Origin of the sequence: Methanoculleus sp. 10, assembly GCF_913757945.1 — an archaeon.
Taxonomy (GTDB): Archaea; Halobacteriota; Methanomicrobia; order Methanomicrobiales; family Methanoculleaceae; genus Methanoculleus.
Genome location: NZ_CAJYDP010000010.1, coordinates 124,320 through 147,390, shown reverse-complemented (window position 1 = coordinate 147,390; position 23,071 = coordinate 124,320). Strand labels below are relative to the sequence as shown.

The 23,071-nt window shown below is 61.9% G+C and carries 21 protein-coding genes; 10 read left to right on the top strand and 11 right to left on the bottom strand.

From position 1 onward, the window contains the following. The first annotated feature begins 142 nt into the window (after nucleotides 1-142). Genes QZ408_RS12530 through QZ408_RS12510 form a run of 5 tightly spaced genes read left to right on the top strand, consistent with a single transcriptional unit; the run spans nucleotide 143 to nucleotide 7,367 of the window. Nucleotides 143-448, top strand: a complete 306-nt coding sequence (locus QZ408_RS12530; RefSeq protein ID WP_292491973.1) for a hypothetical protein — start codon at nucleotides 143-145, stop codon at nucleotides 446-448. After that, the gene (locus tag QZ408_RS12525) at nucleotides 438-2,327 is read left to right on the top strand and encodes an SIR2 family protein (protein ID WP_292491971.1); all 1,890 of its coding nucleotides are present in this window, start codon (nucleotides 438-440) and stop codon (nucleotides 2,325-2,327) included. The genes QZ408_RS12530 and QZ408_RS12525 overlap by 11 nt, the downstream gene beginning before the upstream one ends. 32 nt (nucleotides 2,328-2,359) lie before the next feature. Next, nucleotides 2,360-3,691: a restriction endonuclease subunit S gene (locus QZ408_RS12520; protein WP_292491970.1), complete on the top strand. Its 1,332-nt coding sequence runs from the start codon at nucleotides 2,360-2,362 to the stop codon at nucleotides 3,689-3,691. Beyond that, nucleotides 3,688-6,645, top strand: a complete 2,958-nt coding sequence (locus QZ408_RS12515) for a type I restriction endonuclease subunit R (RefSeq protein ID WP_292491968.1) — start codon at nucleotides 3,688-3,690, stop codon at nucleotides 6,643-6,645. The genes QZ408_RS12520 and QZ408_RS12515 overlap by 4 nt, the downstream gene beginning before the upstream one ends. Then, on the top strand, nucleotides 6,642-7,367 hold the full coding sequence (locus tag QZ408_RS12510; RefSeq protein ID WP_292491967.1) for a SprT family zinc-dependent metalloprotease: 726 nt from the start codon (nucleotides 6,642-6,644) through the stop codon (nucleotides 7,365-7,367). Before QZ408_RS12515 ends, QZ408_RS12510 begins: the two co-directional genes overlap by 4 nt. Nucleotides 7,368-7,523: 156 nt before the next feature. Here the strand turns inward: QZ408_RS12510 and QZ408_RS12505 are convergent, their stop codons facing one another. Further along, complete coding sequence (locus QZ408_RS12505; RefSeq protein ID WP_292491966.1) at nucleotides 7,524-8,597, bottom strand: nitrogenase component 1; 1,074 nt, start codon at nucleotides 8,595-8,597, stop codon at nucleotides 7,524-7,526. Further along, complete coding sequence (cfbC, locus tag QZ408_RS12500; protein WP_292491965.1) at nucleotides 8,557-9,375, bottom strand: Ni-sirohydrochlorin a,c-diamide reductive cyclase ATP-dependent reductase subunit; 819 nt, start codon at nucleotides 9,373-9,375, stop codon at nucleotides 8,557-8,559. Before cfbC ends, QZ408_RS12505 begins: the two co-directional genes overlap by 41 nt. Before the next feature lie 230 nt (nucleotides 9,376-9,605). On the opposite strand from cfbC, the gene QZ408_RS12495 reads away from it, so the two are divergent. Then, on the top strand, nucleotides 9,606-10,223 hold the full coding sequence (locus QZ408_RS12495) for a hypothetical protein (protein WP_292491963.1): 618 nt from the start codon (nucleotides 9,606-9,608) through the stop codon (nucleotides 10,221-10,223). 96 nt (nucleotides 10,224-10,319) lie between these two features. Here the strand turns inward: QZ408_RS12495 and QZ408_RS12490 are convergent, their stop codons facing one another. From QZ408_RS12490 to QZ408_RS12465, 6 genes are all read right to left on the bottom strand, one after another. Then, entirely contained in the window at nucleotides 10,320-11,777 is a 1,458-nt protein-coding gene (locus tag QZ408_RS12490; RefSeq protein WP_292491961.1) for a TrkH family potassium uptake protein, read from the bottom strand. A gap of 79 nt (nucleotides 11,778-11,856) precedes the next feature. Next, on the bottom strand, nucleotides 11,857-12,879 hold the full coding sequence (locus QZ408_RS12485) for a phosphoribulokinase (protein ID WP_292491959.1): 1,023 nt from the start codon (nucleotides 12,877-12,879) through the stop codon (nucleotides 11,857-11,859). A gap of 255 nt (nucleotides 12,880-13,134) precedes the next feature. Further along, nucleotides 13,135-14,325 carry an FprA family A-type flavoprotein gene (locus tag QZ408_RS12480; RefSeq protein ID WP_292491957.1) on the bottom strand — a complete coding sequence of 397 codons (1,191 nt, stop codon included), beginning with the start codon at nucleotides 14,323-14,325 and terminating at the stop codon, nucleotides 13,135-13,137. Between the two features lie 596 nt (nucleotides 14,326-14,921). Further along, entirely contained in the window at nucleotides 14,922-15,731 is an 810-nt protein-coding gene (gene budA, locus QZ408_RS12475) for an acetolactate decarboxylase (protein WP_292491955.1), read from the bottom strand. A 14-nt stretch (nucleotides 15,732-15,745) separates the two neighbouring features. Next, nucleotides 15,746-16,180 (bottom strand): nucleoside deaminase, encoded by a 435-nt coding sequence (locus QZ408_RS12470; protein WP_292491953.1) that lies wholly within the window; start codon nucleotides 16,178-16,180, stop codon nucleotides 15,746-15,748. 254 nt (nucleotides 16,181-16,434) lie between these two features. Next, nucleotides 16,435-16,977, bottom strand: a complete 543-nt coding sequence (locus QZ408_RS12465; RefSeq protein WP_292491951.1) for a HEAT repeat domain-containing protein — start codon at nucleotides 16,975-16,977, stop codon at nucleotides 16,435-16,437. Nucleotides 16,978-17,081: 104 nt separating this feature from the next. On the opposite strand from QZ408_RS12465, the gene QZ408_RS12460 reads away from it, so the two are divergent. Together QZ408_RS12460 and QZ408_RS12455 are read left to right on the top strand one after the other, a co-directional pair. Continuing rightward, nucleotides 17,082-17,507 carry a hypothetical protein gene (locus QZ408_RS12460; RefSeq protein WP_292491949.1) on the top strand — a complete coding sequence of 142 codons (426 nt, stop codon included), beginning with the start codon at nucleotides 17,082-17,084 and terminating at the stop codon, nucleotides 17,505-17,507. Between the two features lie 276 nt (nucleotides 17,508-17,783). Further along, nucleotides 17,784-18,716, top strand: coding sequence for an MEDS domain-containing protein (locus tag QZ408_RS12455; RefSeq protein WP_292491947.1), 933 nt, complete (start codon nucleotides 17,784-17,786; stop codon nucleotides 18,714-18,716). Here QZ408_RS12455 and nadC read toward each other — a convergent pair. From nadC to nadX, 3 genes are read right to left on the bottom strand one after another with little or no spacing between them, the layout of a single operon-like run. Continuing rightward, complete coding sequence (nadC, locus tag QZ408_RS12450) at nucleotides 18,655-19,509, bottom strand: carboxylating nicotinate-nucleotide diphosphorylase (protein ID WP_292491945.1); 855 nt, start codon at nucleotides 19,507-19,509, stop codon at nucleotides 18,655-18,657. The two genes, QZ408_RS12455 and nadC, sit on opposite strands and share 62 nt — an antisense overlap. A gap of 6 nt (nucleotides 19,510-19,515) precedes the next feature. Next, nucleotides 19,516-20,409 (bottom strand): quinolinate synthase NadA, encoded by an 894-nt coding sequence (gene nadA, locus QZ408_RS12445; protein WP_292491943.1) that lies wholly within the window; start codon nucleotides 20,407-20,409, stop codon nucleotides 19,516-19,518. Between the two features lie 2 nt (nucleotides 20,410-20,411). Beyond that, nucleotides 20,412-21,170: an aspartate dehydrogenase gene (nadX, locus tag QZ408_RS12440; protein ID WP_292491941.1), complete on the bottom strand. Its 759-nt coding sequence runs from the start codon at nucleotides 21,168-21,170 to the stop codon at nucleotides 20,412-20,414. Between the two features lie 11 nt (nucleotides 21,171-21,181). Here nadX and QZ408_RS12435 point away from each other — a divergent pair, with 11 nt between their 5' ends. Together QZ408_RS12435 and QZ408_RS12430 are read left to right on the top strand one after the other, a co-directional pair. After that, on the top strand, nucleotides 21,182-22,558 hold the full coding sequence (locus QZ408_RS12435) for a tRNA (N(6)-L-threonylcarbamoyladenosine(37)-C(2))-methylthiotransferase (RefSeq protein ID WP_365996142.1): 1,377 nt from the start codon (nucleotides 21,182-21,184) through the stop codon (nucleotides 22,556-22,558). Nucleotides 22,559-22,601: 43 nt separating this feature from the next. Continuing rightward, nucleotides 22,602-23,069 (top strand): metal-dependent transcriptional regulator, encoded by a 468-nt coding sequence (locus tag QZ408_RS12430; protein ID WP_292491939.1) that lies wholly within the window; start codon nucleotides 22,602-22,604, stop codon nucleotides 23,067-23,069. Nucleotides 23,070-23,071: the final 2 nt, after the last annotated feature.

Sequence of the window (23,071 nt, the reverse complement as noted above, 5' to 3'; positions counted from 1 at the left end):
TTCCTGGAACGGGGATCTCGGTTGCTGCGGGCCTTCCGACGGCGAGCGACGTCTCCGGGGATATGATCCTTGCCACCGCCGGGGAACCTGGCCCCGGGTCAACTATCCGGAAATTCCGGATAGTTCGGTGCGGAGGTGCCCTATGAAACCCGAGGTTGTACACCGGCTCCACCGGCATTTCGAGGATTACGTCCGTGATGCAGGTGGGGTTGAGTTCTGGTATGCCCGGGACCATCAGGTGTTACTGGGTTACAAGGAATGGCGGAATTTCGTCAAAGTTGTTGAAAAGGCTAAAGAATCCTGTCAAACTACAAAACACGAGATTTCAGACCATTTTGTTGACGTCAACAAAATGGTCTCCCTCGGGCGGTTGAGATCGCAGAAGAAGAAGATTGCCGGCACTGCCGGACGGCTGACAAACGCGGAGACGACTGACGATGAACATTGATGCGGTCGTGCCGGTTGCATACGCGATGCACGCCTCCCCGAAACGCTACGCCCTGCTCCTTGGAGCGGGGATCTCGGTTGCTGCGGGTCTTCCGACGGCAAGCGACGCCTCCGGGAATATGATCCTTGCCATCGCCGGAGGACGGGGCAAGAAGGTGGAGAGGGGAGAGAATAACAAGGTCTGTCTTGCGTGGTTTGAGGAGGCGTTCGGGGAGCCTGCGACATTCCAGCGCCTCATGCAAGAACTTGGGATCTCCGAGGAGAACCGCAAAGACGGGCTGAAGAGGTTCATCTATAAGACCGACGAGAACGGCGATCCTGTTCCCGGCATCCCCACGGAAGCCCATCGTGCCATTGCCCGGCTGGTGAAGTCCGGGGTGATTTCATTGATCATCACCACGAACTTCGATACGCTGATGGAGGAGGCCTTGAGGGCGGAGGCTGTTCCCTACGAGGTCATCACCGAGGAGTCGGATGGCAGGCAGATGTCGGTATTCCCGGATAGGTGCCGGGTCCTGAAGGTCAACGGGGATTTTGAGCGGGGGACGCTCCGGATCACCCCGGAGGACCTCAAGCACTACCCTCCGGCGATGGAGGACTACCTGAGGCGGATCTTCGGGGAGTATGGCCTTGTGACCTGCGGATGGTCCGGGAGTTACGACACGCATCTCGTGGAGATCCTCTGCGCCGCGGACATCCCCCGCCGGTATCCGGTCTTCTGCTGCCGGAGGAATGGGGGGAGCGTTCCCCCTGAGATCTGCGAGGCGCTCTTACCGAACGGGATCGATATCGACGATGCGGATGAGTTCTTCACGACGCTCGAAGCGGTGATCGAGAGGTTTGCGCGGTTTGAGCCGAGAACGACCCTCACCGTTGCTGCGGCGGTGGGGAAAGTCCGTGACGCACTGAGGGATCCCAGGCCGGACCTGCTCTTATCTGATCTCATCAATACAGAAACGGATAGGATATATCAAGAACTTGCCTCGGGTAGTTATCGTCCTGATGATGACAGCGAGATCGTCGCACAGGATTATTTCAAGGAGGTTCTAGATAGGCTTGAGCATCTCACAGCTCCGCTGGCCTCAATGACAGCCATGATCGCCTACTACGACAACGGTGTGAACACTGACCTGATTGTTGATGCTGTTGGGCGATTGATCAATATACCTTCAGATCCTACACGAAACCTCAATACCCGTAGTGAGTTGGGGCCAAAACTCTATGATGCCCTATATCGACTTCGGTGTTATCCTGCGTTGCTGGTCATATATGCATCGGGGATTGCAGCTGTGAAGAAAGGGCATTTGGGGACGCTTGAAGCGATCCTCACACAGCCGAAGATCGTGAGTTACATCAATTCCTCGATAAAATGGATGCCGTACCACGATGACGTAAATACTTGGTCTGTAATTGCTCAATGCCCGGATTGGGTTTTGGACTGTAATTATGAGCGATATCAGCAGAAGGTGAATGTCCATTACCTCCTTTACCGGGTCGTTCAGTCAATCCTTCAGCCAGTTATACCGAATGAACTTGCATATGATGGAATGTTTGATACATTTGAGTATCTTTATGGCCTCTCTTACCTTCGTCTGGGCCCCTCTCCGCGGGATGGAATAAGTGTCGCTAACCCGCCTTTTCCCCTACTTTCACGAGTCTGGGTCAAGACCGTTGGGTTTGATAGAAGATTTGAGGGGATGGGTAAGTACACATTCCCTGAACAGGTCGTCTCCTACCTGCAGAACATTCAGAAAAAGGCAGAAGGATCTGATTTCTTCGATGGAGACCTTCAGGAATTTGAGAGGCAGAACCGGGCATTTGCTAAATTTTTTGGTATAGATGCCCCTGATACAAGGATTTCGTTGCCGAGGACGTACTAATGTCTCGTGAATCGCTGCCAAAGGGTTACAAGATGACAAAGGCGGGGGTAATCCCGGAGAAGTGGCACCTAACGAAGATGAAGGACTGTCTTCGCGAGATCAAAGACAAGTCCTATCCTCCACACCCCGGAGTGCCATATGTTGGGCTGGAACACCTTGATTCGGGTGCAATGGACGTTAATGGGTGCGGAGACTCATCCCTCGTGCAAAGCAACTGCTCATCGTTTAAAACAGGTAATATTCTCTATGGTAAGTTACGGCCGTATCTTGATAAAGCCATTATCTCGCCCTTTGATGGGATATGCTCAACCGAGATCGTCGTAATGGATGCTAAAGATAATTCAACGAATCAATTTCTCATTTATCACATCCACTCGGACGACTTCGTTGGACATAACGTGTCTCACGCATTTGGGACGAAGATGCCGAGAACCTCATTCGATATCATTGGCGAATACCTTCTCCCCCTCCCCTCTCTCCCCGAACAGCACCGCATCGCCACCATCCTCTCCACCGTCGACGCCGCCATCGCCGCCACCGACGAGGTCATCGCAAAGACTGAGGAACTGAAACGTGGCCTCGTGCAGGACCTCCTCGCAAAGGGCATCGACGAGGACGGACGGATCCGATCCGAGGAGACGCACGCGTTCTGGGAGATACAGGGGATGCGAGTACCGGTGGAGTGGGATGTTGCTCAGTTAAGAGATGTGATCTCCGAAAAACTGCAAAGCGGGTACTCCGGGTATGAGACGGACGAGAACAGTGGAATCAGGGCACTGACACTCACTGCGGTGACAGAAAACCGGATCGATATCAGCAACACAAAGTACATCAAGGCGGACCCTGAAAAGGTGAAGGACCTCTTTATCAGAAGAGACGACATCTTCATCGAGCGATCGAATACGGTGGAGTTAGTCGGTCTTGCTGCGTTATACGAGGGAGACGAACCCTTTGCTATTTACCCAGATTTATTGGTCCGGGCAAGAGCAAACCGCGAAATGATCTTGCCAAAGATTCTCCTTGAGAGTATACTGCATCCTAAAAGTCGGACCTACTTCCGGCGTTCTGCAAAGGGAACATCCGGGAGCATGAAGAAGATCGACCAGAAGATTATCGGGAACTTGTACCTGCCCCTCCCTCCCCTCCCCGAACAGCACCGCATCGCCGCCGTCCTTTCCGCCGTCGACCGCGACCTCGCCGCCGAGCGCGACCATCGCACCCGCCTCCGAACCCTCAAGAAGGGCCTGATGCAGGACCTCCTCACCGGGCGGAAGCGGGTGCCGCTCAACGGCACCGGCGGGACGGCCGGCCCCGGTTCTCAAAGCGTAACAGCGTGCGCTCCTCCCCCGGAGGACCGCCCATGATCCGCGACCCCAAAGAACTGACACAAGTCGAGAACCCGGCCGTCGAGGTGCTCGCCCGCCATCTCGGCTGGACCGAACGTACGGCCCGGGAGGCCGACGCCCTTCGCCCCTCCCGCAAGGAGCCGGTCCTCGTCGGCCTCCTCAAGCAGAAGATCCGGGACCTCAACCCCTGGATCTCGGAGGAGAACATCGATCGGGTCGCCTACCAGCTCACCAGCATCCCGGCCGCCTCGGTCCTCGAAGCCAACGAGAAGATCCATGTCATGCTCGACCTCGGCACCACCGTCCTGCAGGACCTCGGCGACGGCTGGGGGGAGCGGAGCCGGACCGTCCGGCTCATCGACTACGATGAGATCGAGAACAACGACTTCACCGTCATCAGGCAGTACCCCGTCGAGCACTACACCGAATGCATCCCCGACATCGTCCTCTTCGCGAACGGCATCCCCATCGGCGTCGTCGAGTGCAAGAGCCCCTACATCGCCCGGGCGATGGCCGAGGCTCTCAAACAACTCAACCGCTACCAGGAGAACGGTTCCGGGTTCAGGAACCTGGGCTGCCCGCAGCTCTTCAGGACCGCACAGTTCCTCATCGCCACGCACGGCACGGTCGCCAGATTCGGGACGAACTACACCCCTCTGCGCCACTGGTCGGAGTGGAAAGACCCCTGGCCGTTGACCCTTGAGGATCTCACCCTCACCCTCGGCAGGCTCCCCACCTCCCAGGACGTCCTGCTCTTCGGCACCTGCTCGAAGAAGAATCTCCTCGACCTCATCCAGAACTGTATTGTCTTCGAGCGTGAAGATGGCCGGGTGGTCAAGAAAATGGCCAAATACCAACAGTTCCGAGCCGCGAACAAGATCATCGCCCAGGTCACCGCCCCCGAGCGCAAGGGCGGCTTTGTCTGGCACTGGCAGGGGAGCGGCAAGAGCCTCACCATGGAGTTCACCGCCGTCAAACTCCGGCGGAACACGGCCCTTGCCAACCCGACCATTGTCGTCGTCACCGACAGAACCGACCTCGACCGGCAGATCCACGGGACCTTCCTCCACTGCGGTTTCCCGAACCCCGTCAATGCCGCGAACGCCGCCGGCCTCAAGGAGACCCTCTCCCGCCCCGTCGGCCAGACCGTCATGACCACCATCCAGAAGTTCCAGGACGCTGCTGAGGTCTACCCCACCCTCACTGAGGAAAAGAACATCTTCGTCCTCGTCGACGAGGCACACCGCAGCCAGTACGCCGTCCTCGCCGCCAACATGCGCAAAGCCCTCCCGAACGCCTGCTTCATCGGGTTTACTGGAACCCCCATCTCCCAGAAGAAGCGTGACACCTTCGCTGAGTTCGGTCCCTGCATCGACCGGTACGATCATCGACAGTCGGTCAAAGACGGAATTACCGTCCCGATCTATTACGAAGGCCGGATGTCGAAACTCTCCGTCACCGGGAATAATCTGAAAGACCTCTCAGAGCGTCTCTTTGCCGACTACTCCGAGGAACAGCGGGCGAAGCTCATGAGGAAGTATATCACCAAAATCACCATCGCTGTTGCTCCGGAACGGATAATGCGGATCAGTGAGGACCTGCTTGAGCACTACCGGACCCGGATCGAGCCCAACGGATTCAAGGCCCAGATTGTTGCTCCCAACCGGCTTGGGGCCGTCCGGTATAAGGAGGCGCTCGACGCCCTTGGCAGGCATGACTCCGCAGTCCTCATATCGAGAATGCACAACGACGAGGAGCAGTACAAACCCTATCACACTTCCAGAGCCGAGGAGCAGGAGATCATCCGCCGGTTCAAAGAGGAGGACGACCCGAAGATCATCGTCGTCTGCGACAAGCTCCTCACCGGCTTCGACGCCCCGCGGGAGCAGGTTATGTATCTTGACAGCCCCCTCAAAGAGCATACCCTCCTCCAGGCCATGGGCCGGGTGAACCGCCGGTATAAGGGCAAGAGTTACGGCCTTGTGGTCGACTACTGGGGCCTTGGCGGTGCTCTCCAGGATGCCCTCAGCATGTACGACGACAGCGACGTCGAGGGCATGGTCCACACCGACTTCAAGAGAGGGATCCTCCCTCACCTCCAGGCAGCCCACCGTGCCGCCTTGAACTTCTTTGCACCCGTGCCGAGGATGGACCGGAAGGACGACTACAAACAGGCCTGCATTCTCTACCTTAAGCCAGAGGACTACCGGATCGCCTTTGACCAGGTATTCAGACAGTTCTCGCAGTATCTCGATATGCTCCTCCCCGACCCCGAAGCGTTGCTCTATGTGCCTGACCTCAAATGGCTCGCCGACATCCGCATCGGGGCGCGGAACATGTTTTGCGAGGACGACGATCCCATCGAAGATATCGGGGCAAAGGTGCGGACGTTTATCGACGAACACGTCCGGGCCGATAGTGTCATCAGCGTCTTTGAGCCGGTATCCATCTATTCGACGGACTTTAAGGCCGAAGTGGAAAGGCTCACTTCGGACAATGCTAAGGCGAGCATGATCGAGCACGCCATCAAGCGGGAGATCCATCTGAAACTCGAAGAAGACCCGGTCTTTTACGAGACTCTACTGGACCGCCTGAACAGGATATTACATGAGTATGAGCAGCAACAAATTGGCAGCGCAGAACGCCTCTCCCGGCTTACTACAGTCCTCGACGATGCCAGGAACCCGCAAAGGCATGCCGGGACCCTCGGCCTCGACCCTGAAATTGCACCCTTCTATCTGGTGATGGCAGCGAAGATCGATAACCCGGAGCGTTTCAAAGAGGCGGCGACGGATATCTGCGCGGCCATCAGGGAGCATGCAGTGATCGACTGGCAGCAGAAAGAGAACACCAAGCGGATAATGCGCCAGAACATCAAGAGAGTGCTCCGGTCGGTTGGCTATCCTCAGGACAGGATCCAGGATATGGCTGTCCGCCTTATTGAACTGGCCGCACGGAGGTACCGGGGATGACCGGGACAGGAACCGTACAGTTTGGAACGGCAACGATCCGGTATACCGTCTCCTTCAGCCCCCGGCGAAAGAAGGCGACGATTGCGGTCTATCCGGATACGAATGTGGCCGTGACGGTCCCGACCGGCACGACCCATGACTCGGTGCAGGATCTCGTCCAGAAGAAGGCCCCCTGGATCCTGGAGCAACTTGGGGTTTTCGAGCACCTTGCCATGTTCGACGCCTCGAAGAGGTATGTCGGCGGTGAGACGTTTCTCTACCTGGGACGGCAGTATCGGCTGAAGATCGCCGTCGGTGGGAAGAAGCAGTCTGTAAAACTTGTGGGTGGGTACTTTGAGGTGACGATACCTGAGGACATGCGCCCTGAGCTGGACTCTGTGAGGCATGCTCTCTGTGCCTGGTACAAGGAACATGCCATGCAGAGGGTGTGTGATGTGGTGCGGATCTATGCTCAGAGGCTCCGTCTTGATCCCCCGAAGGTGACGATCCGGCACCAGTTGAAACGATGGGGGAGTTGTACGAAGGACGGTACACTCAACATCAATCTTCTGATTATCATGGCGCCCATGTCCCAGGTGGAGTATGTGGTGGCCCATGAACTCTGTCATCTCCGGTACAAAGACCATTCTTCCGAGTTCTGGGATCTGCTCCGGCTGGTGATGCCAGACTATGAAATCCGAAAGGAGAGGTTGCGGAGGGAGGGATGGAGGTATGTGCTGTAAGTGATCGAAACCTCATGATCCCAGGCGCCCCTTGTCGCAGGGATGACCAAGTTCCGGCATGGATACGATCATCGCTGAAGATACAGAGGGGGTGCGCATCCCCGGTATCATGGTCGTCAACCCTCACCTGGTGTGAGCCGCTCGTGTCCGGCCCCCTCACCCCCTTCCCTTCTCCCGCACGAGCACCCTCCACCGGTTGAGCATCCGGCGGAGCCCGGCGGTCCCCACGGGCGCCGGGTACGGGAGCGGGATAGGGGTCCCGTCCTCCTCGACGGCAAGGTCGAGGGCCGCGGCGCACTCGGTCGAGACCGCCTCCGCGACCGGGTCCCCCTCAAGCATGGGGTGGGGGGAACGAAAGCAGATCCTGCTCCCCCCGATGTCCGTGAACCGCGAGAGCATCTCGCGCTGGAAGGCACGCTCCCCCTCGACGGCGGCCGAGGCGTCGATGCCGCAGATCCGCCCGACGTCTTCGAGGAACCGGCACGTCCCGGAAAGCCCGGCAGGGAACGAGTCCACAAAGGGCGTGTTAAACCTCCTCTTGAGGTCGTCGCCGACCGGCCGGAGCGCCGGTTCGCGGAGGATGTTGACGGCGGCGGAACCGAGGCGCCCGACATCCCCCGTCCCGATCCCCCGCACGAACCGGAGGTTGATCCCGATGCCGAGCCGGGCAAGGAGGCGTCCGATCTCCGCGGCGTTCTCGTCGACGCCGTACTCCAGGTTCTTCTCGCCGACAAGGTTTGCCGAGAGGGTCCTTTCGCCCGCGGGCCGGGCGAGCGAGGCGACGGAAGAGAGGGCATTTTTGATGCCGGTCTCAAAGACCCCGCCGAGGAACCCCGCGGTCGGCACGGCGATCACCGGGACCCCCCATGCCTTCGCAGAGACCGCCGCGGTGTCGTCCCCTATCGTCTCGACGATGCAGGTCGAGAGGACGAAGACGGAAGAAGGGGCGGGGAAGAGCGAGAGTGCCCGTGCTATGGTCGCCTCCAGGGCCTCTTCCCCGCCGAAGATGATATCCTTCTCCGTAAGGCGGGTGGAGAGGAGGCGGGGGACCCCGGGCCGGTCGTTTGAGAGCAATGTGGCGTGGAGGAGGGAGAAGTTATGGTGCGTGCATCCCGACGGCCCGTGGATGACGCAGACGGCGTCCCGTACCTCCGTGAGGACCGAGAGCGCTCCGGTCAGGGTGCACCCCTCAAACCTGGACGAATTCGAGGGCGAAGGATTCGAGTTCATCCATCTCGAGGGGGGTGGGAATGCTCGTCGTCTGGTTCGCGTAGATCGTGCGCCCGAGCTCCTCGTAGACCGCCGCCTGGTCGGAATCGGGCGCATACTCGACGACCGTCTGCCGATGCAGCTCCGCGACCTGCACCACCCGGTCCCGGGGGATGTAGGCGATGAGCCGGGAGTTGATCCGGCGGGCGAAATCATCCACCAGGTCCCGCTCGCCCTCGATGTTCTTTGCGTTGCAGATCACGCCCCCGAGCGTGCACCTGCTGCGCGCCCGGCGCGAGAGGCGGGCGATGGCCTTTGCGATGTTGTTTGCCGCGTAGATCGACATCAGTTCACCGGAGGTGACCAGGTAGATCTCCTGCGCGTATCCTTCCCGCATCGGCATCGCAAACCCGCCGCAGACGACGTCGCCGAGGACGTCGTAGACGATCACATCTCCCTTGAGGGCGTCGAGGCGTTCGAGGAGCTGAAACGTCGCGATGATACCCCGCCCGGCGCACCCGATTCCCGGTTCGGGCCCGCCCGCCTCCACGCAGCGCACCCCCCGGAAACCCCGGTAAACCACGTCGTCGACGGTGATGTTCTCGTCCCCGCGCTCCCGGATCAGGTCGAGCACGGTCGGGATCCATGTCCCGTGCATCAGCATGCGGGTGCTGTCGTGCTTGGGGTCACAGCCGATCTGCAGGACATCGAGCCCCTCCCCCGCGAGTGCTGCCGAGAGGTTTGCTGCAGTGGTGGATTTCCCGATTCCACCCTTGCCGTAGAGGGCGATCTGTTTCATCGATGTTATTATGCGCTTGCATGGGTAATTAGGTGTCGGATGGCATCGACACAGCCATAATATATAATATTTGTTGAAAATACAAAAGAGCCGATGAAGAACCATTTATCTATAATACAGTATATTATCCATTATTTTAATTATTCGACGTAATTAAGGAAATTCAGGATATCCAAAAAGTATATAATAACAAGTTTGAAACAATTGGATAAGCAGAGGGAAAGCGAACCATGGACCCACGATTCCGATCACGGTTGATTGCGGCGATCATACTCCTGATCGTCGTCTGTTCGGCCTTTTCAGTGAGCCCGGTCGCCGGATTCCGTCTGGAAAACAGGGATGGGAGCGGCACCGAGGCGGCACTTGCAGAGGCCCTGGTGCTGCAGCAGAGCACCAGGATCAAAGAAGAGTTCATCAAGGACATCACCGTCTACATCGACAGCAAGAACAAAGTGTTCGAGCAGGAGGCGTCCGGGAACGTGAGCGGCCTCTACGTTCCCGCTGAGAACGCCATCTACATCCGCTCGGACAGGAACCCGGCACAGGCCGACGAGGTCTTCACCCGGCAGGTCGGCTACCGGGTCTACCACACCATGGGGTTTGACGAGAGCACGGTCTTCCCGGCGCTGGACGCAGGGTCCGGGTCTTACCTGGCCCGCATCACCGCTCCGCCCGGCGAGGAGAGGGAGGCGGCGGTCTTCGCCGAGGCCTTCATGCTCTACCACATCTCCCCGGCGCTCCTGAAGGAGGATGCCCCGGAGGTCTACGCCTACATGGACCTGCTCGCAAAGAGCGGCGGGGACCGCGCGGCAGTGGACGGCCTGTACGCCGGCAACCGGCCGGCGTGACCGGCACGGTTCCTTTTTTGGCCCGGAATCGCCGGGCCGATCGATCCGCCGGCAGTCCCGGTATACGATCCGGCCACGCCCCCCCCTGAGGGCAGGTCAATCGAACCCTTTCAGGACGCCCATGACGAGCATGATCACCGGGATGATCTCAAGACGCCCGATCCACATGACCATGATAAAGAGGACCTTCGCCGGGTCGGCCATATCGGGCGAGACGAACCCCGCAGACATACCGCAGTTGCACATGGCGGAGACGACCTCGAAGATCACGTTGCTTGAATCGAAGGCCGTCGGCTGCAGGTGCATCACCAGCACCGTGGCGACGAAGATCGTGAGGAAGTAGAGCATGATGATCAGCATGTTCCGGGAGACCTCGAGATCGGCGACGTTCTTCGGGATCACCCTGCCGTCGTACTTGAAGGGGACAAGCACCTTCCCGGAGACGAACATCCGCCGGAACCACCAGATCAGGCTCTGGACGCCGAGGACCACCCGGGAGAGCTTGATACCACCGGCGGTGCTCCCCGACGCCCCGCCGATCACCATCAGCATCGAGAGGAAGAGGACCGTCACGCTCGCCCACTCGTTCGGGGAGGCGACCTGGAACCCGGTGCTGCTGATCGCCGCGGCCGACATGAAGAGCGCGTGGCGGATGGCGGTGGGGAGATCGACTGCGCTGAGGGTGACGAGGTCCCATGCGATCACGACGATGCCGAGCGCGACAAGCATGAAGAGGAGGCGGGCCTGCTGGTCGTCGAAGACCCGGACCTCTCTATGCCGGTAGAGGAGGTAATAGAGTTTGAACGGCAGGGCGCCGGCGATCATGACCGGGACGATGAGGACCTCAAGGAGCGGGTTGTTGTAGTACGGGACGCCTGCCGAGTGGACGGAGAACCCGCCGGTCGAGATCGCGGAGAGCGCTATATTCACCGCATCCCAGAGGGATACCCCCGAGAGGAGGATAAGGCCGATCGACGCCGCGGTCAGGATCAGGTAGATCTTCCACATCTCCATACCCGTCGCGACGACGCTCGGCATCAACGCCTCCGAGCGCCCCTCCGACCGGTAGAGGCGGAACTGGGTCAGCCCGGTCCTCGACGCCATCGCGATCGTGAAGGCGACGATACCGATGCCGCCGAGCCACTGCATCAGCGACCGCCAGAAGAGAAGCGTCCGCGGCAGGTCATCGACCGACCGCATCATCGTCAGGCCGGTATCGGTCCACCCCGACATCGCCTCAAAGACGGCGTCGAGGTACGGGATGCCGAGCCCGAGGCTGAACGGAAGTGCGCTCGTGAGGGCCATGATGAGCCAGATCAGGGCGACGGCCATGAGGGCGGCGGAGAGCGGCGCCTCACGCTCCTGCCGGGGGGTCCGGGCGAGAAGCGTCCCGAGGAGAAAGAGCGTGACGGGGACGGAGAGCATAGGGAGGATCATCTCCCACTCCCGGTAGACCACCGCGACGATGAGCGGCACTGCCGTGCCGATGCTGATGTACCTGAATATATTGCCGATGTCGGGGGCGATGGTCGAGAACTGCTCGATCCTATCCATCGATACACGTTCTCCGGGCGCTCTTATCTACCTTCTCTCTCATAACGGTTTTGCCCCGGAGCGCCGGAGAACGCCCCCATCACGTGCGGCCGCACCCGCACCCGCCGTCTCCGCCCGGCCTTCCCCCATTCCCGCGGACGCCCGGAGCGCTCTCGATCGCGATGCGGCGGTTGATGATCCGCCAGGCGAGGATGAGCTGGGCCATACCCCCGGCCGTCAGGTACGCACCGTTCTTGACAAGGTCGATGGGCTGCACCTGCGTCTGGATCTCGATGTTCTGCTCCAGTTTCCTCGCGACGGCGTAGTTCAACTCCCCATCGAACGTGAGGGCTCCCATCGGCCGCCCCGCGACGTCTTCGGTGGTGAACTCGACCATGAAGCTCCGTTGCGAGAGGGAGAGGATCGGGTAGAGGTCGATCGAGAGGTCGACGTTTTGGATGCTCCGGTCGATCTCGTTCTGGCAGAGGGAGACGTGGTAGACGTTGCGCTCCTCGCTCACCTCCCTGCCGTACTTCGAGAAGGCGATCCGGATGACCGCGTCCGCGAACCGGCACTGCGGTGCCACGTAGCGTTCGTAGTCGGGTTTGCGCTCCTCCATCTCCCTGATGACGGCCTCGGGCGAATAACCGCGCTGTTCTACGTCCCGTTTGATCTTCCAGGCACGCTTGACGTCGGGGTCCGGGTCGACGTAGAGCTTGAAGTCGATCAGGTCCCGCAGCGTCCCGGTGATGAACGGGTGCAACCCCTCGATGATCAGGATCTTCGTGGGTTTGAAGGGCACCGGGGGGTCGAACCTCCCGTTGTCATGGTTGTAGACCGGTTTTGCGATCGTCTTTCCCGCCTTGAGATCCCTGAGGTGCTCCTCAAGCAGGTCAAACCGGTTCGCCTCGGGGACGAGCGGCGTGATCCCGAGTGCTTTGCGCTCCGCGCGGTCGTACCTGTGGTAGTCGTCGATGGTGATCATCGAGACGAGATCCCTGCCGAAGATCGCCCTGATGGCCCGGGTGAACGTTGTCTTTCCGCTTCCGCTGTCTCCCGCTACGCCGATGACGAAGACGTAGGGCGACTCCGCGATGACTCGCTTGAAATCTGATGAGGGCATAGGTCAGCTCACAGATTGGTCGGTATCCAGGCCTGTTAAGATTTCGGTGCCGGCAGGCGACCCGGCAAAACCCCGCCCTGCGGCAGGCCGGGGGGCAGAGCGGGAGAAGACCGCTGGTCCCGGATCTGCGAGGGGCGGAGCGCCCGGAGGCCCGGGCACCCCGGCGGGACCGTCCGATCTGCAGAAACAGGCACCACTGCCGCCCGGACCGTGGCGGTCTCCACGAGGCAGGGAGTGCCTCTCCCCGGATACCCTTCAGGAGACGACGATCCCTGCCTCCTCGTGCTTCTTCCGGATCTCGTCGGCGAGACGGTCCAGCGCCGCGAAGTCCGCCTCCTTCGGGTGGCCCCTGACGTAGACCGGCTCGAGGAACTCGACCTTGAGCCGACCGAGCATATCCTTCACGGTATCGACCGTCTTCCCGCCCCAGCCGTAAGACCCGATCACCGTCGCGTACCGGGTCTTCGGGCGGAGGAGGTTTGCGAGGTATGCCGCGTAGACCGCCTGCGGGTGGGGGCCGAAGATGACCGTCGGCGACCCGATCACGACCGTCGCGGCATCCACGAGGGCTTTTGCAAGGTCGCCCGTATCGGTCTTCGTCAGGTTGAACGGCTGCACCGGGATCCCCCGCTGCATCAGGGCATCGACGAAGTGGTCGACCATCGCCCGGGTGCTCCCGTGCATGGAGACGTACGGGAGCACCACCATGTTCTTCACCGCATCGCCCGTCCAGTCCCGGTATGCGTCCATGATGAACGCCGGCCTCTCGTAGGCCGGGCCGTGGCTCGGCGCGATCACGTCGATATCGCGCGTGGCGAGTTTTGCAAGGTGCCCCTTGATGCTTGAGCGGAACGGCATCATGATCTCGGCGTAATAGCGTTTCGCCGACTCGTAGATCACGCCCTCATTGGGGACGTAGAGGCTGCTTGTCGCGTAATGCGAACCGAAGAGGTCGCAGGAGAAGAGGATCCGGTCCTCCCGGAGATAGGAGAGCATCGTCTCCGGCCAGTGGACCCAGGGCGCGATGATGAACTCGAGCGTCCGGTCCCCGAGGGGGAGCGTGTCCCCGTCGCCGATGACGATGGTCCGGTCCTCCGGTATATGGAGGAGGTCGACCAGGAAGTCCCGGCACTTCTGGTTCGTCACCACCTTCGCTTCGGGGAAGCGGTCGAGCATCGCCGGTATCGAGCCCGAATGGTCCTGCTCGGCGTGGTTTGCGATGACGTAGTCGATCTGTTTGGCGCCGGCCCGTTCAAGGTTCGCCACGAGGTCCGCGGTCTTCATAGGGTCGACCGTGTCGATCAGCGCCGTCTTCTCGCTGCCCCGGACCAGGTAACTGTTGTAGGAGGTGCCGTCGGGGAGCGGGATCAGTTCGTCGAAGATCCTGCGGTCCCAGTCGATGGCCCCGACGGAGTAGACACCCGGCACAATCTCACGCGCGGCCATAGCTTCTCGCCTCCACCAGGTCTGTTCTGGTTGCTATACGGTCTGTGTGAGTACATTTCGACATCTTTCACGCTCCATAACGTTCGGCCGCCGGTATCCCCTTGCCGTGCCGGCCGGTAAACGTTAATCCCGCCCGGAGGCTGATAACGGTTTCGACCTGCACCTGCGCTGCCGGGACGTTGCACCCGGCACTCCGCACCGCTCCCGCGTGAGGCCAGAACCCGGCCTCCATCGCAGGTCAGCGCTCGCGTTGCCGCGAAGAGTGCGGGATACCAAATACGACATTCCATTGAAGCGATACTCCCCGGTTCGCTCCGGAAGGCCGCATCGGGGGGCACGCCCTGTCCGGGCACCGTCCCCGATTCTCAGGAGCGGGTTGGGGACTTTCGGGCGTCTACCTGGGGGGAAGGGGGCCTATCCCCTCCGGAAAACCGGCGCGAGGACCGCTCCCGGGCGCGGCTTATCCCCGGATATCGCCACGCACTACCCCCGCCCCCACCCGGGGGCGGGATGGGAGATGCCGGAGCGGAACGCACACCCGGCGCGGGCGGGGGCGGAGAGCAGCGTCCCGCCCCCGGCGATCCGGAACCGGTGCGTTACTTCTCCACCTGCTCAAGATCATCGGAGAGGTTTCCCGAGAGGTCGACCGTCCAGAAGTCGCCGCCGGGAGGAAGAACCATGGTTAAGTTTGCCGTGGCGTCGAGCTGCACGCTGCCTTTCGCTACGGTCATGTCGAGCAGGTGCCCGCCGCCGGTGCGGTCGCCCGTGATGAAGTGGAGGTGGTACCCGGGAACGTTGACCCCTTTCGCCAGTGCGGGCGTCCAGAACCCGACGGCGGTCCCGGTGACGTTCTCGAACACAAAGACCGTCTGGTTTGCCGTCACGTCGGCGAGCCGCGGGTAGGGTTTCTCCTGGATGGGCACGCTCCGGGTCACCACCCGCGGGAAGGTGCCGTCCAGCCTGATCGCGTAGAAGAGGTTCCTTGAGGGGAACACAGTCTCCAGGTAACCCGAAAGGGCGGTCAGGTTCATCGGTTCATCGATCGTGACCGTCATATCCGGGTCAAAGAACGTCGCGGCCGCAAAGGGCGTCGTCGCGCTCCCGGCGGTTGGGTAAGCCCGCCCGTCGGTCCGAACCAGGTACCACTCGCCGTCGACGCCGACCAGCTCCCCGTCGAGCCGGTCGCCGCACCCGATGCCGAGGTCGCCGTGCGCCGCAAGTTCATCAAACGATACGCTGCCGTCGTAGACGCCCTGCAGGAGCGCGTCGATCGTCGAGACCAGAAAGAGCGCCTCCCGATCGGCGTCGCTGCCGGGGAGGGGAGCGGCCGCAAGGGCGACAGCGGCCCCGATGAGGAGCGCGGCGGCGGCAACGACGGCGTAACGGAGCAGCGCATCTCCGGCCATGGACCACCAGCCGCTCACAGTTCCCCGATATCCTCGTGCCAGAGATCGGGGTGCGCCTCAATGAACGCGTGCATCATCGTCCTGCAGACGTCGAGGTCCAGGTCGATCACCTCGACCCCGTGGGACTCAAGGAACTCCCGGGCTCCCGGGAAGTTTGCCGACTCCCCGGCCACGACCTTCCTGATCCCGAACTGGACGACCGCTCCCGCACAGAGGTAGCAGGGCATCAGCGTGGAGTAGAGCGTGCACTCTGCGTAACTACCAATCCGGCCTGCGTTCCTCAGGCAGTCGATCTCGGCGTGAAGCAAGGGGTCGTTGTCCTGGACACGGCGGTTGTGCCCCCGGCCGATGATGCAGCCGGCCCGGACCAGAACCGATCCGATGGGTATCCCACCCTCCCGCAGGCCCGTCTCCGCCTCCTCGATGGCGCACTTCATGAATAAGTCCATTGGATAAATTTCCGGAAGACCGAATATATAAACCAATCGCAACACTGAGGCGGATAACAGAAGTCATTACCGGATTCGAGGCACATCAATGACGGGTTATCCTCTCCCGCCGTCCGCTATGCGGGTATGCCATGGGGGCTCCCGGGATGCCGGACAATGCGGCCCGGGTTACGCAGGTCAGTCGACCATGGGGAAGCAGCGTGACCGGAGATCTGCGAAGAAGAGTCCCTCCCGACAGCGCTGGAAACGACCCGTCAGATGCTCGGGATCTCCCGCTCGGTCCCGATCTCGTCGAGCGCCTCCCGGGCGGCAAGCCTGACGCCGCGGTCGGGATCGCCGAGGAGACGCACCAGGGGTTCCCTGGCCCGCGGGTTCCCTATCCGGCCAAGCGCCCATGCCGCCGTCCGGCGGACCCGGTGTTTTGCGTCGGCAAGCAACTGGATCAGCGGTTCGACGCCCCGGGGGTCGCCGATCTTCCCGAGCGCCCACGCCGCCCCCTCCCGGACCCAGGGGCTGTCGTCCTCCAGGCTCCGTATCAGAGGGAGTACGGGTTCGCGTTCATCGATGATCCCGAGCGCCCTCGCCGCCTTCCACCGGACATCGACGTACTCGTCTGAGAGCGCCCGGATCAGCGGCTGCAACGCACGGCGGTCGCCCATCTCCCCGAGCGCATCTGCAGCACGCCAGCGCTGATTGAGATCCCCGGACTCCAGCATCGCGAGGTACCTGTGGAGTCTCTGCTCGCTGTCGAGGTCTACGGCCTTTCCTCCCGGTCTCGACGAATCCTTTCCTGCCATAGGCCACCTCACGCCCACCTTAGAGCGCCGGAGTATAAGGTTTTACCCCCGCGGGGCTGCCCCCGGGGGGTGCTTTTTTCTACTATCGCTCCCTTCACCATAGTATGAAGAGTCCGACCGGTACACCGGAGGGTACGACGTTCCCGCCGGACCTGGAACGCCTCGGCATCATCCCCGGAGCGAAGATCGATATCAGGGATCTTGATACGATGGGAAAGCGCCACAACTTCCACATCTACCTCTACTTTGAGGAAGACCTGGCCAGGGATTCCACACTCAAGGAAGACCTGCAGGAGTACGGCGACGTCCCCGACCTGGAGCGCCCGTTCATCAGGCTGGATGCATTCCTGCGGTTCGCCACCGAGTCGGACCCCCTCTTCACCCGGCGCCTGGATGAGCTCCCGCTGGTCGTGGAAATCGTCGCCTACGGGGAGATCGGGATACGGGAGGGGAAACCCGCGCCGTACGTCAAAGGGGTCATGCCGTTCCTCGATGAGCTCGCGATGGAGGATATGCCGGACGCATCCTGATCCTCCTGCTCTTCTCACCCCCGCTTAATTGTCCGTCCGGGGATTCCGGGCGATCCCATGAGTCTGAACGGTATACCGCCAGGCAAATGCCGGCCGGGGCGGGGAGAGATTTGCCTCACACCACAGAGATTTTTGGAAACCTATTTTACCCCGGGCGTTCTATCCCCCTATCGCAGACGTTCCGGGAACAACGGGTAGTGCTCGCCCCAGCAGGCGCGATGCCGGGCAACCCGGATCCCGGGAGCGGATCCTGACGCCTACGAGGATGTTGCCACAGTGACGGACAGTGACTGCTGCAGGGATGGAACAACGGCGCCCCTCTCCAGGCTACCATGGGGCACACATGCCTGCCTCATCTATCAGCACCGGCACGACCTTATCGACACCCTGGTGCCTTATTTCCAGTCCGGGCTGGAACAGAACGCCCGTTGCATATGGATCACTACGGAGCCCCTGCAGGCCGGTTCAGCCCGGCGGGTGCTCGCAAGAAGTGTCAAAGACCTGGACCGACGCCTGGAACGGAGGCAGGTCGAGATCCTGGATGCGCGCGACTGGTACTTCCGCGAAGGCACCTTCTCGGGCATTGCCGCAGCGGAGAATTGCATCAAAAACGGACTCGAGGCGCAGGAGGGAGGGTACGAAGGCCTGTTCATCACCGGCAACCTCTCCTGGCTGACGGCAGCGGAATGGGACGCTTTTATGGGGTATGAGGCGACGATCAACCGGTCCCTCAAGGACAACCGGATCAACGCCGTCTGTGCCTACCCGCTCGGTGCCTGTGGGGCATGCGAATTGCTGGAGATCGCCTCCACCCATCAGACCGCCGTCATCCGGCAGAACGGGGCATGGCGGCAGATCGACACAGGAGAGACACCGGCATCACTTGAGGAGCAGAAAAAAAAGGCTCTTGACCAGATCGAAGCGAACATCGAGCAGTTCGCGACCCTTGCCGACCGGATCCGCCACCCCCTCCAGGTGCTCATGGCGATGGCCGATCTGGCCGAGAACGAACAGTCGGACGCGATCCGGCAACAGGCCCGAAATATCGATGCGGTCGTCAGACAGCTTGACGCCGGTTGGGCGGGATCGAGGGCGATCCGGGAGTATCTCATGAACCACGACCTTGCCGGGGCGCTTCCGGCACCAGTCACGGAACCCGGACCGTGCCCGCGCCCGGGAGAATATCCAGGCTCACGTCGAAGTTCCTGACCGTGTGGGTGAGCGCACCCATGCTGATGATGTCTACCCCGGCGGCGGCGTACCCGGCGAGGTCGTCATCCCCAATCCCCCCGGATACCTCGAGGGTCAGGCGGTCCCGGAGACCCCGCCCGGCAAGCGCCCGGACGGTTTCCCGGACCGCGTCCGGGGTCATGTTGTCGAGCAGGATGATATCGGCGCCGGCGCCGGCGGCCGTGATCGCGTCCTCTACTGTCTCGACCTCCACCTCGACCGCCCGGTAGAGGCTCTCCTTCTTCGCTCTCCGGATCGCCTCCGGGAGGGGCACCAGCGCAAGGTGGTTATCCTTGATCAGGACCATGTCCGAGAGGGAGTAGCGGTGCGGGTCGCCCCCACCGAGGATTACCGCCTTCTTGTCGAGCATCCGGAGCCCCGGGGCCGTCTTCCGGGTCGCGGCGACCCGGACGTCTGGCGAGACCGCCCTGACGGCCTCGACCGCCTCCCGGGTCCGAGTCGCAATCCCGCTCATTCGCCCGATGATGTTGAGCGCTGTCCGCTCTACGAGGAGGATCGTCCGCGCGGGGCCGTCGAGTTCGAGGAGGACCGTCCCCGGGACGACCGCCCGGCCGTCGGCGGAACGCTCGCGGACCGTGACCCCGAAGTGCTCGAAGAGTGTTCGCGCTTCCAGAAGTCCCGCGACGACCCCCCGGCCTTTCGCCCGGACCACCGCCCGGCAGGCGACGTCGGGGACGACCGCTTCGGAGGTGACGTCACCCCACGGCGCATCTTCCCGGACGAACCCGAGCAGGTCCTCGATCGGGATCATCCGCACTCACGCCCCGACGGCGATCATCCGCTCGATCGCCCGCCGCGCCCGGTCCATGACCTCCCGGGGGAGGACGACCTCGTGCTCCTCGCGCTCGAGCGCCTGCCGCAGATCGGCAGGGGATATCTTCTTCATATCCGCGCAGACCGCCTCCGGCTTCTCGTAAAAGACCCTTCCCGGGTAGAGCACCCGGAGACGGGAGACCATCTCCCGCTCGGTGAAGACCGACCAGGGCTCGTCCCCGCCGGCCGCGCCCCGGACCATGCCCCCCGTGGACGCGATCATGTCCGCCTGCTCCTGGACCTCCGGCAGGCATTCGGGGTGGCAGACGATCATACCGCCCTTCTTTTTGGCCGCTTCGACGTCGGCAAGGGTAAACCCGGTGTGGACGTAGCAGTGGCCGCCGGGCGGCACCGGGACGATCGTCTTCTCCGGGAGCTCACGCTGGACGTATGCCGCGAGGTTCGCATCCGGCCCAAAGAGGATCGTATCGTTTGGGAGCGACCTGACGACCTGAACTGCGTTTGCGGAGGTGCAGGTTATGTCGGCGAGCGCCTTGCTCTCCGCCGTGCTGTTGACGTAGACGACCACGGCGGCATCGGGATACCGCTCTTTTGCCTCCCGGATCAGGTCCGGGGTCAGGAAGTCGGCGAGGGGACACCCCGCATCCTCCACCGGGATGACGACCTTCCGGTTCGGATTTAAGATCTTCGCCGTCTCGGCCATGAACCGGACACCGCAGACGACGATCAGGTCCGCCCCGGTCTCCTTCGCCTTCACCGCGAGCTCGAGGCTGTCGCCCACCACGTCGGCGAACGCCTGGATCTCCAGGGGCTGGTAGTTATGCGCCATGACGACTGCGTTCTTCCGGACTTTAAGCGCACGAATCTCCGCTTCCATTGCTACGTACCCACCACCAGAGGGTTATCGAGGTTCTTTAAGAGCGTCAGGATGGAGAGGGCCGCCATATAACTTGTGGCGGGGTTATCGGGGCTTGGGACGTTCCTGACCCGGACGTAGATGTCCCCGAAGTCGCCCTCGACGAATATTTCGTGGATATTCCTCTCCGCTGCGGGGTCGGCCCAGAGCTCCACGTCGGCATCCCGGCCGGCAGCGAGTCCCAATGCTACCGCGACGTTGATGTTCTTCGGGTATTGCTTTATACAGTCGTGCGCCAGCCCCTTAAATACCTCTGTCCGGGCCGCAACAGAGAGCCCAAGCGACGCGGGGGGCTTTGTCGTCCGGAGGAGGAGTTTTTTCGGCGGCGAAACCTGGCCGATCTTGAGGTTGTCGAGCCCGATGATGGCGCCGCTCGGGACCCGGATCTTCTTTCCCGCCGCCCGTGCAGCCTCGATGAGGCGTTCACGGAACTCCTCGTCCGCGAGCGCTCCCCCGGAGAGGACGACGATATCCCGTCCCGACCGGAGGACCGCCTCCCCGTAGAGTTTGACGGCGTCGACCGAGGCGGCCTCCACGACGATCGAGAAGTCCTCCCGCATGAAGGCGTCAAAGTCCGTGTATGGCCGGGCGTGGCAGAGCGCCGCCAGTTCCTCCGCCCGCCCGGGGATGATATCAAAGACCGCAACAACCTGGATGCTCTCGGCGTGCGTGGCGATGATGCGCCCGACGTTGCCGCATCCCAGCAACCCTATTTTAATCATCGAGTAAAGAAATTGTAATATTAGCGGTTAAGTATTGTGCTCCGCACGGATCGGCCGGGAGATGGCAGAATATTCTCCGGCCGACAGGGGAGAGCACACCGCCGGGCGATCGGGCCGGCGGCCCGGCCGCGCAGGGGGAGTCGTTCACCATCACCATCGATGATCTGAGAGGGAAGAAGGTCTACATCGAGAGTTACGGGTGCACCTACAACAACGCCGACGCCCGGAGGCTCGCGGCGATACTGGAGGGGCTCGGGTGCACGCTGACCGGGCCGGACGAGGCTGACGCGGTGATCGTCAACACCTGCACGGTGATCGGGGCGACCGAACGAAAGATGCTCCGGCGCCTCGCTCTGTTCGCCGGCCGGGACCTCTACGTGACCGGGTGCATGCCGCTCGTGCAGATGGAGTTGATCCGGTCGGTCTGCACGCCGCGCGTCATTCTCCCGGCCGAGATCCAGGAACGCTCCGACGGCGTCGGCAGCCGTGGTGCCGGTGCGATCGGGGTGGTGCAGGTGGCGAGCGGGTGCGTCGGCCGGTGCAGTTACTGCATCACCCGGCTCGCACGGGGGCGGCTCGTGAGCGCTCCGCCCGAAGCTATCCTCGACGCCGTCCGGCGCCTTGTGGCGTCGGGAGCCTATGAGATCCAGCTGACCGGGCAGGACGTGGCCGCCTGGGGGCTCGACCGGGGCGAGTCGCTCCCCGACCTCCTGCAGGCGATCGCGGAGATCCCCGGGCGATTCTCCGTCCGATTGGGGATGATGCACCCCGCCTCGGTGCTCGGGATCCTCGAACCTCTCGTCGACGCCTGCACAAGCGATAAGATCTTTCGGTTCCTCCACCTCCCCGCCCAGTCGGGCTCCGACGCCGTCCTCGAACGGATGCAGCGCGGCTACCGCGCGGCCGACGTTATCCGGATCGTCGATGCGTTCCGGGAACAGTATCCGGACATGATGATCTCGTCGGACTTCATCACCGGGTTTCCCGGGGAGACGGACGAAGATTTCCGGCAGACGCTTGACCTCCTGCGACGGGCGGCGTTTGTGAAGGTGAACGTCACCCGCTACTCCCGGCGGCCCGGCACGCCCGCCGCCGCCTTAAAAGATCTTCCCGAACGGGTACGGAAAGTCCGGTCCCGGGCGCTGCTCGCCGAGGCGGACCGGATCTACGACCGCTACAACGAGCGCTGGATGGGTCGGGAGACTTCGATCGTCGCGACCGAGAAGAACGCGCCCTCCTCGACCGTCTGCCGCAACCCCTGCTACCTCAACGTCATCGTCAAGGAGGACCTGCCGCTCGGGTTCTCCGGGAGGGCGGTGATCACGGAGAACCGGCGGCACTACGTCGTCGGCGAACCGGTCCCGCCCGGGACCGGCCACAGGGTTTAGCCACACCGAAAACTTTTCTCCTGAAAAGATCCATCCTCTTCCCATGCAGGGGATCACCGGGCACGAACTCTCTTCAAAGAAGGCCGAATACCTCAAATACATCTACACGCAGGGGGATGTCGTGAAGACGACCGAGATTGCCGCCCGGTTCTCGGTCGCGCCCTCAACGGCGACAAAGACGCTTGCAGAGATAGCAAAGGCGGGCTACATCGAGCAGTCGCCCTACCACGGGGTGCGGCTCACAACTCTTGGCACCGACTATGCCCGGTTCCTGATCCGCCGCCACAGGATCGTCGCCCTGGTCCTCAGCCGCTACGGCCTCGAGCCCGGCGAGGCCTGCATTGAAGCGAAGAAGATCGAGCAGTGCTTCTCAAAAGAACTCACGAACAGGATATGCACGTCGCTCGGGCACCCGATGATGAGCGGCTGCGGGGAGATCGAGCACGATCACTGCTGCTGCTGCCCCTCGAAGAACCGGGAGGGGCATAATTTAGCTTCAGACCAAATTTGAGG

Excerpts from the sequence above, each read along its gene's own strand:
- QZ408_RS12470 (WP_292491953.1), bottom strand. The coding sequence starts at position 16,180 with ATGGACTTATTCATGAAGTGCGCCATCGAGGAGGCGGAGACGGGCCTG.
- QZ408_RS12515 (WP_292491968.1), top strand. The coding sequence starts at position 3,688 with ATGATCCGCGACCCCAAAGAACTGACACAAGTCGAGAACCCGGCCGTC.
- QZ408_RS12520 (WP_292491970.1), top strand. The coding sequence starts at position 2,360 with ATGACAAAGGCGGGGGTAATCCCGGAGAAGTGGCACCTAACGAAGATG.
- QZ408_RS12465 (WP_292491951.1), bottom strand. The coding sequence starts at position 16,977 with ATGGCAGGAAAGGATTCGTCGAGACCGGGAGGAAAGGCCGTAGACCTC.
- QZ408_RS12525 (WP_292491971.1), top strand. The coding sequence starts at position 438 with ATGAACATTGATGCGGTCGTGCCGGTTGCATACGCGATGCACGCCTCC.
- nadX (WP_292491941.1), bottom strand. The coding sequence starts at position 21,170 with ATGATTAAAATAGGGTTGCTGGGATGCGGCAACGTCGGGCGCATCATC.
- nadA (WP_292491943.1), bottom strand. The coding sequence starts at position 20,409 with ATGGAAGCGGAGATTCGTGCGCTTAAAGTCCGGAAGAACGCAGTCGTC.
- nadC (WP_292491945.1), bottom strand. The coding sequence starts at position 19,509 with ATGATCCCGATCGAGGACCTGCTCGGGTTCGTCCGGGAAGATGCGCCG.
- QZ408_RS12505 (WP_292491966.1), bottom strand. The coding sequence starts at position 8,597 with ATGAACTCGAATCCTTCGCCCTCGAATTCGTCCAGGTTTGAGGGGTGC.
- budA (WP_292491955.1), bottom strand. The coding sequence starts at position 15,731 with ATGGCCGGAGATGCGCTGCTCCGTTACGCCGTCGTTGCCGCCGCCGCG.
- QZ408_RS12495 (WP_292491963.1), top strand. The coding sequence starts at position 9,606 with ATGGACCCACGATTCCGATCACGGTTGATTGCGGCGATCATACTCCTG.
- QZ408_RS12510 (WP_292491967.1), top strand. The coding sequence starts at position 6,642 with ATGACCGGGACAGGAACCGTACAGTTTGGAACGGCAACGATCCGGTAT.
- QZ408_RS12530 (WP_292491973.1), top strand. The coding sequence starts at position 143 with ATGAAACCCGAGGTTGTACACCGGCTCCACCGGCATTTCGAGGATTAC.
- cfbC (WP_292491965.1), bottom strand. The coding sequence starts at position 9,375 with ATGAAACAGATCGCCCTCTACGGCAAGGGTGGAATCGGGAAATCCACC.
- QZ408_RS12430 (WP_292491939.1), top strand. The coding sequence starts at position 22,602 with ATGCAGGGGATCACCGGGCACGAACTCTCTTCAAAGAAGGCCGAATAC.
- QZ408_RS12480 (WP_292491957.1), bottom strand. The coding sequence starts at position 14,325 with ATGGCCGCGCGTGAGATTGTGCCGGGTGTCTACTCCGTCGGGGCCATC.
- QZ408_RS12460 (WP_292491949.1), top strand. The coding sequence starts at position 17,082 with ATGAAGAGTCCGACCGGTACACCGGAGGGTACGACGTTCCCGCCGGAC.
- QZ408_RS12490 (WP_292491961.1), bottom strand. The coding sequence starts at position 11,777 with ATGGATAGGATCGAGCAGTTCTCGACCATCGCCCCCGACATCGGCAAT.
- QZ408_RS12485 (WP_292491959.1), bottom strand. The coding sequence starts at position 12,879 with ATGCCCTCATCAGATTTCAAGCGAGTCATCGCGGAGTCGCCCTACGTC.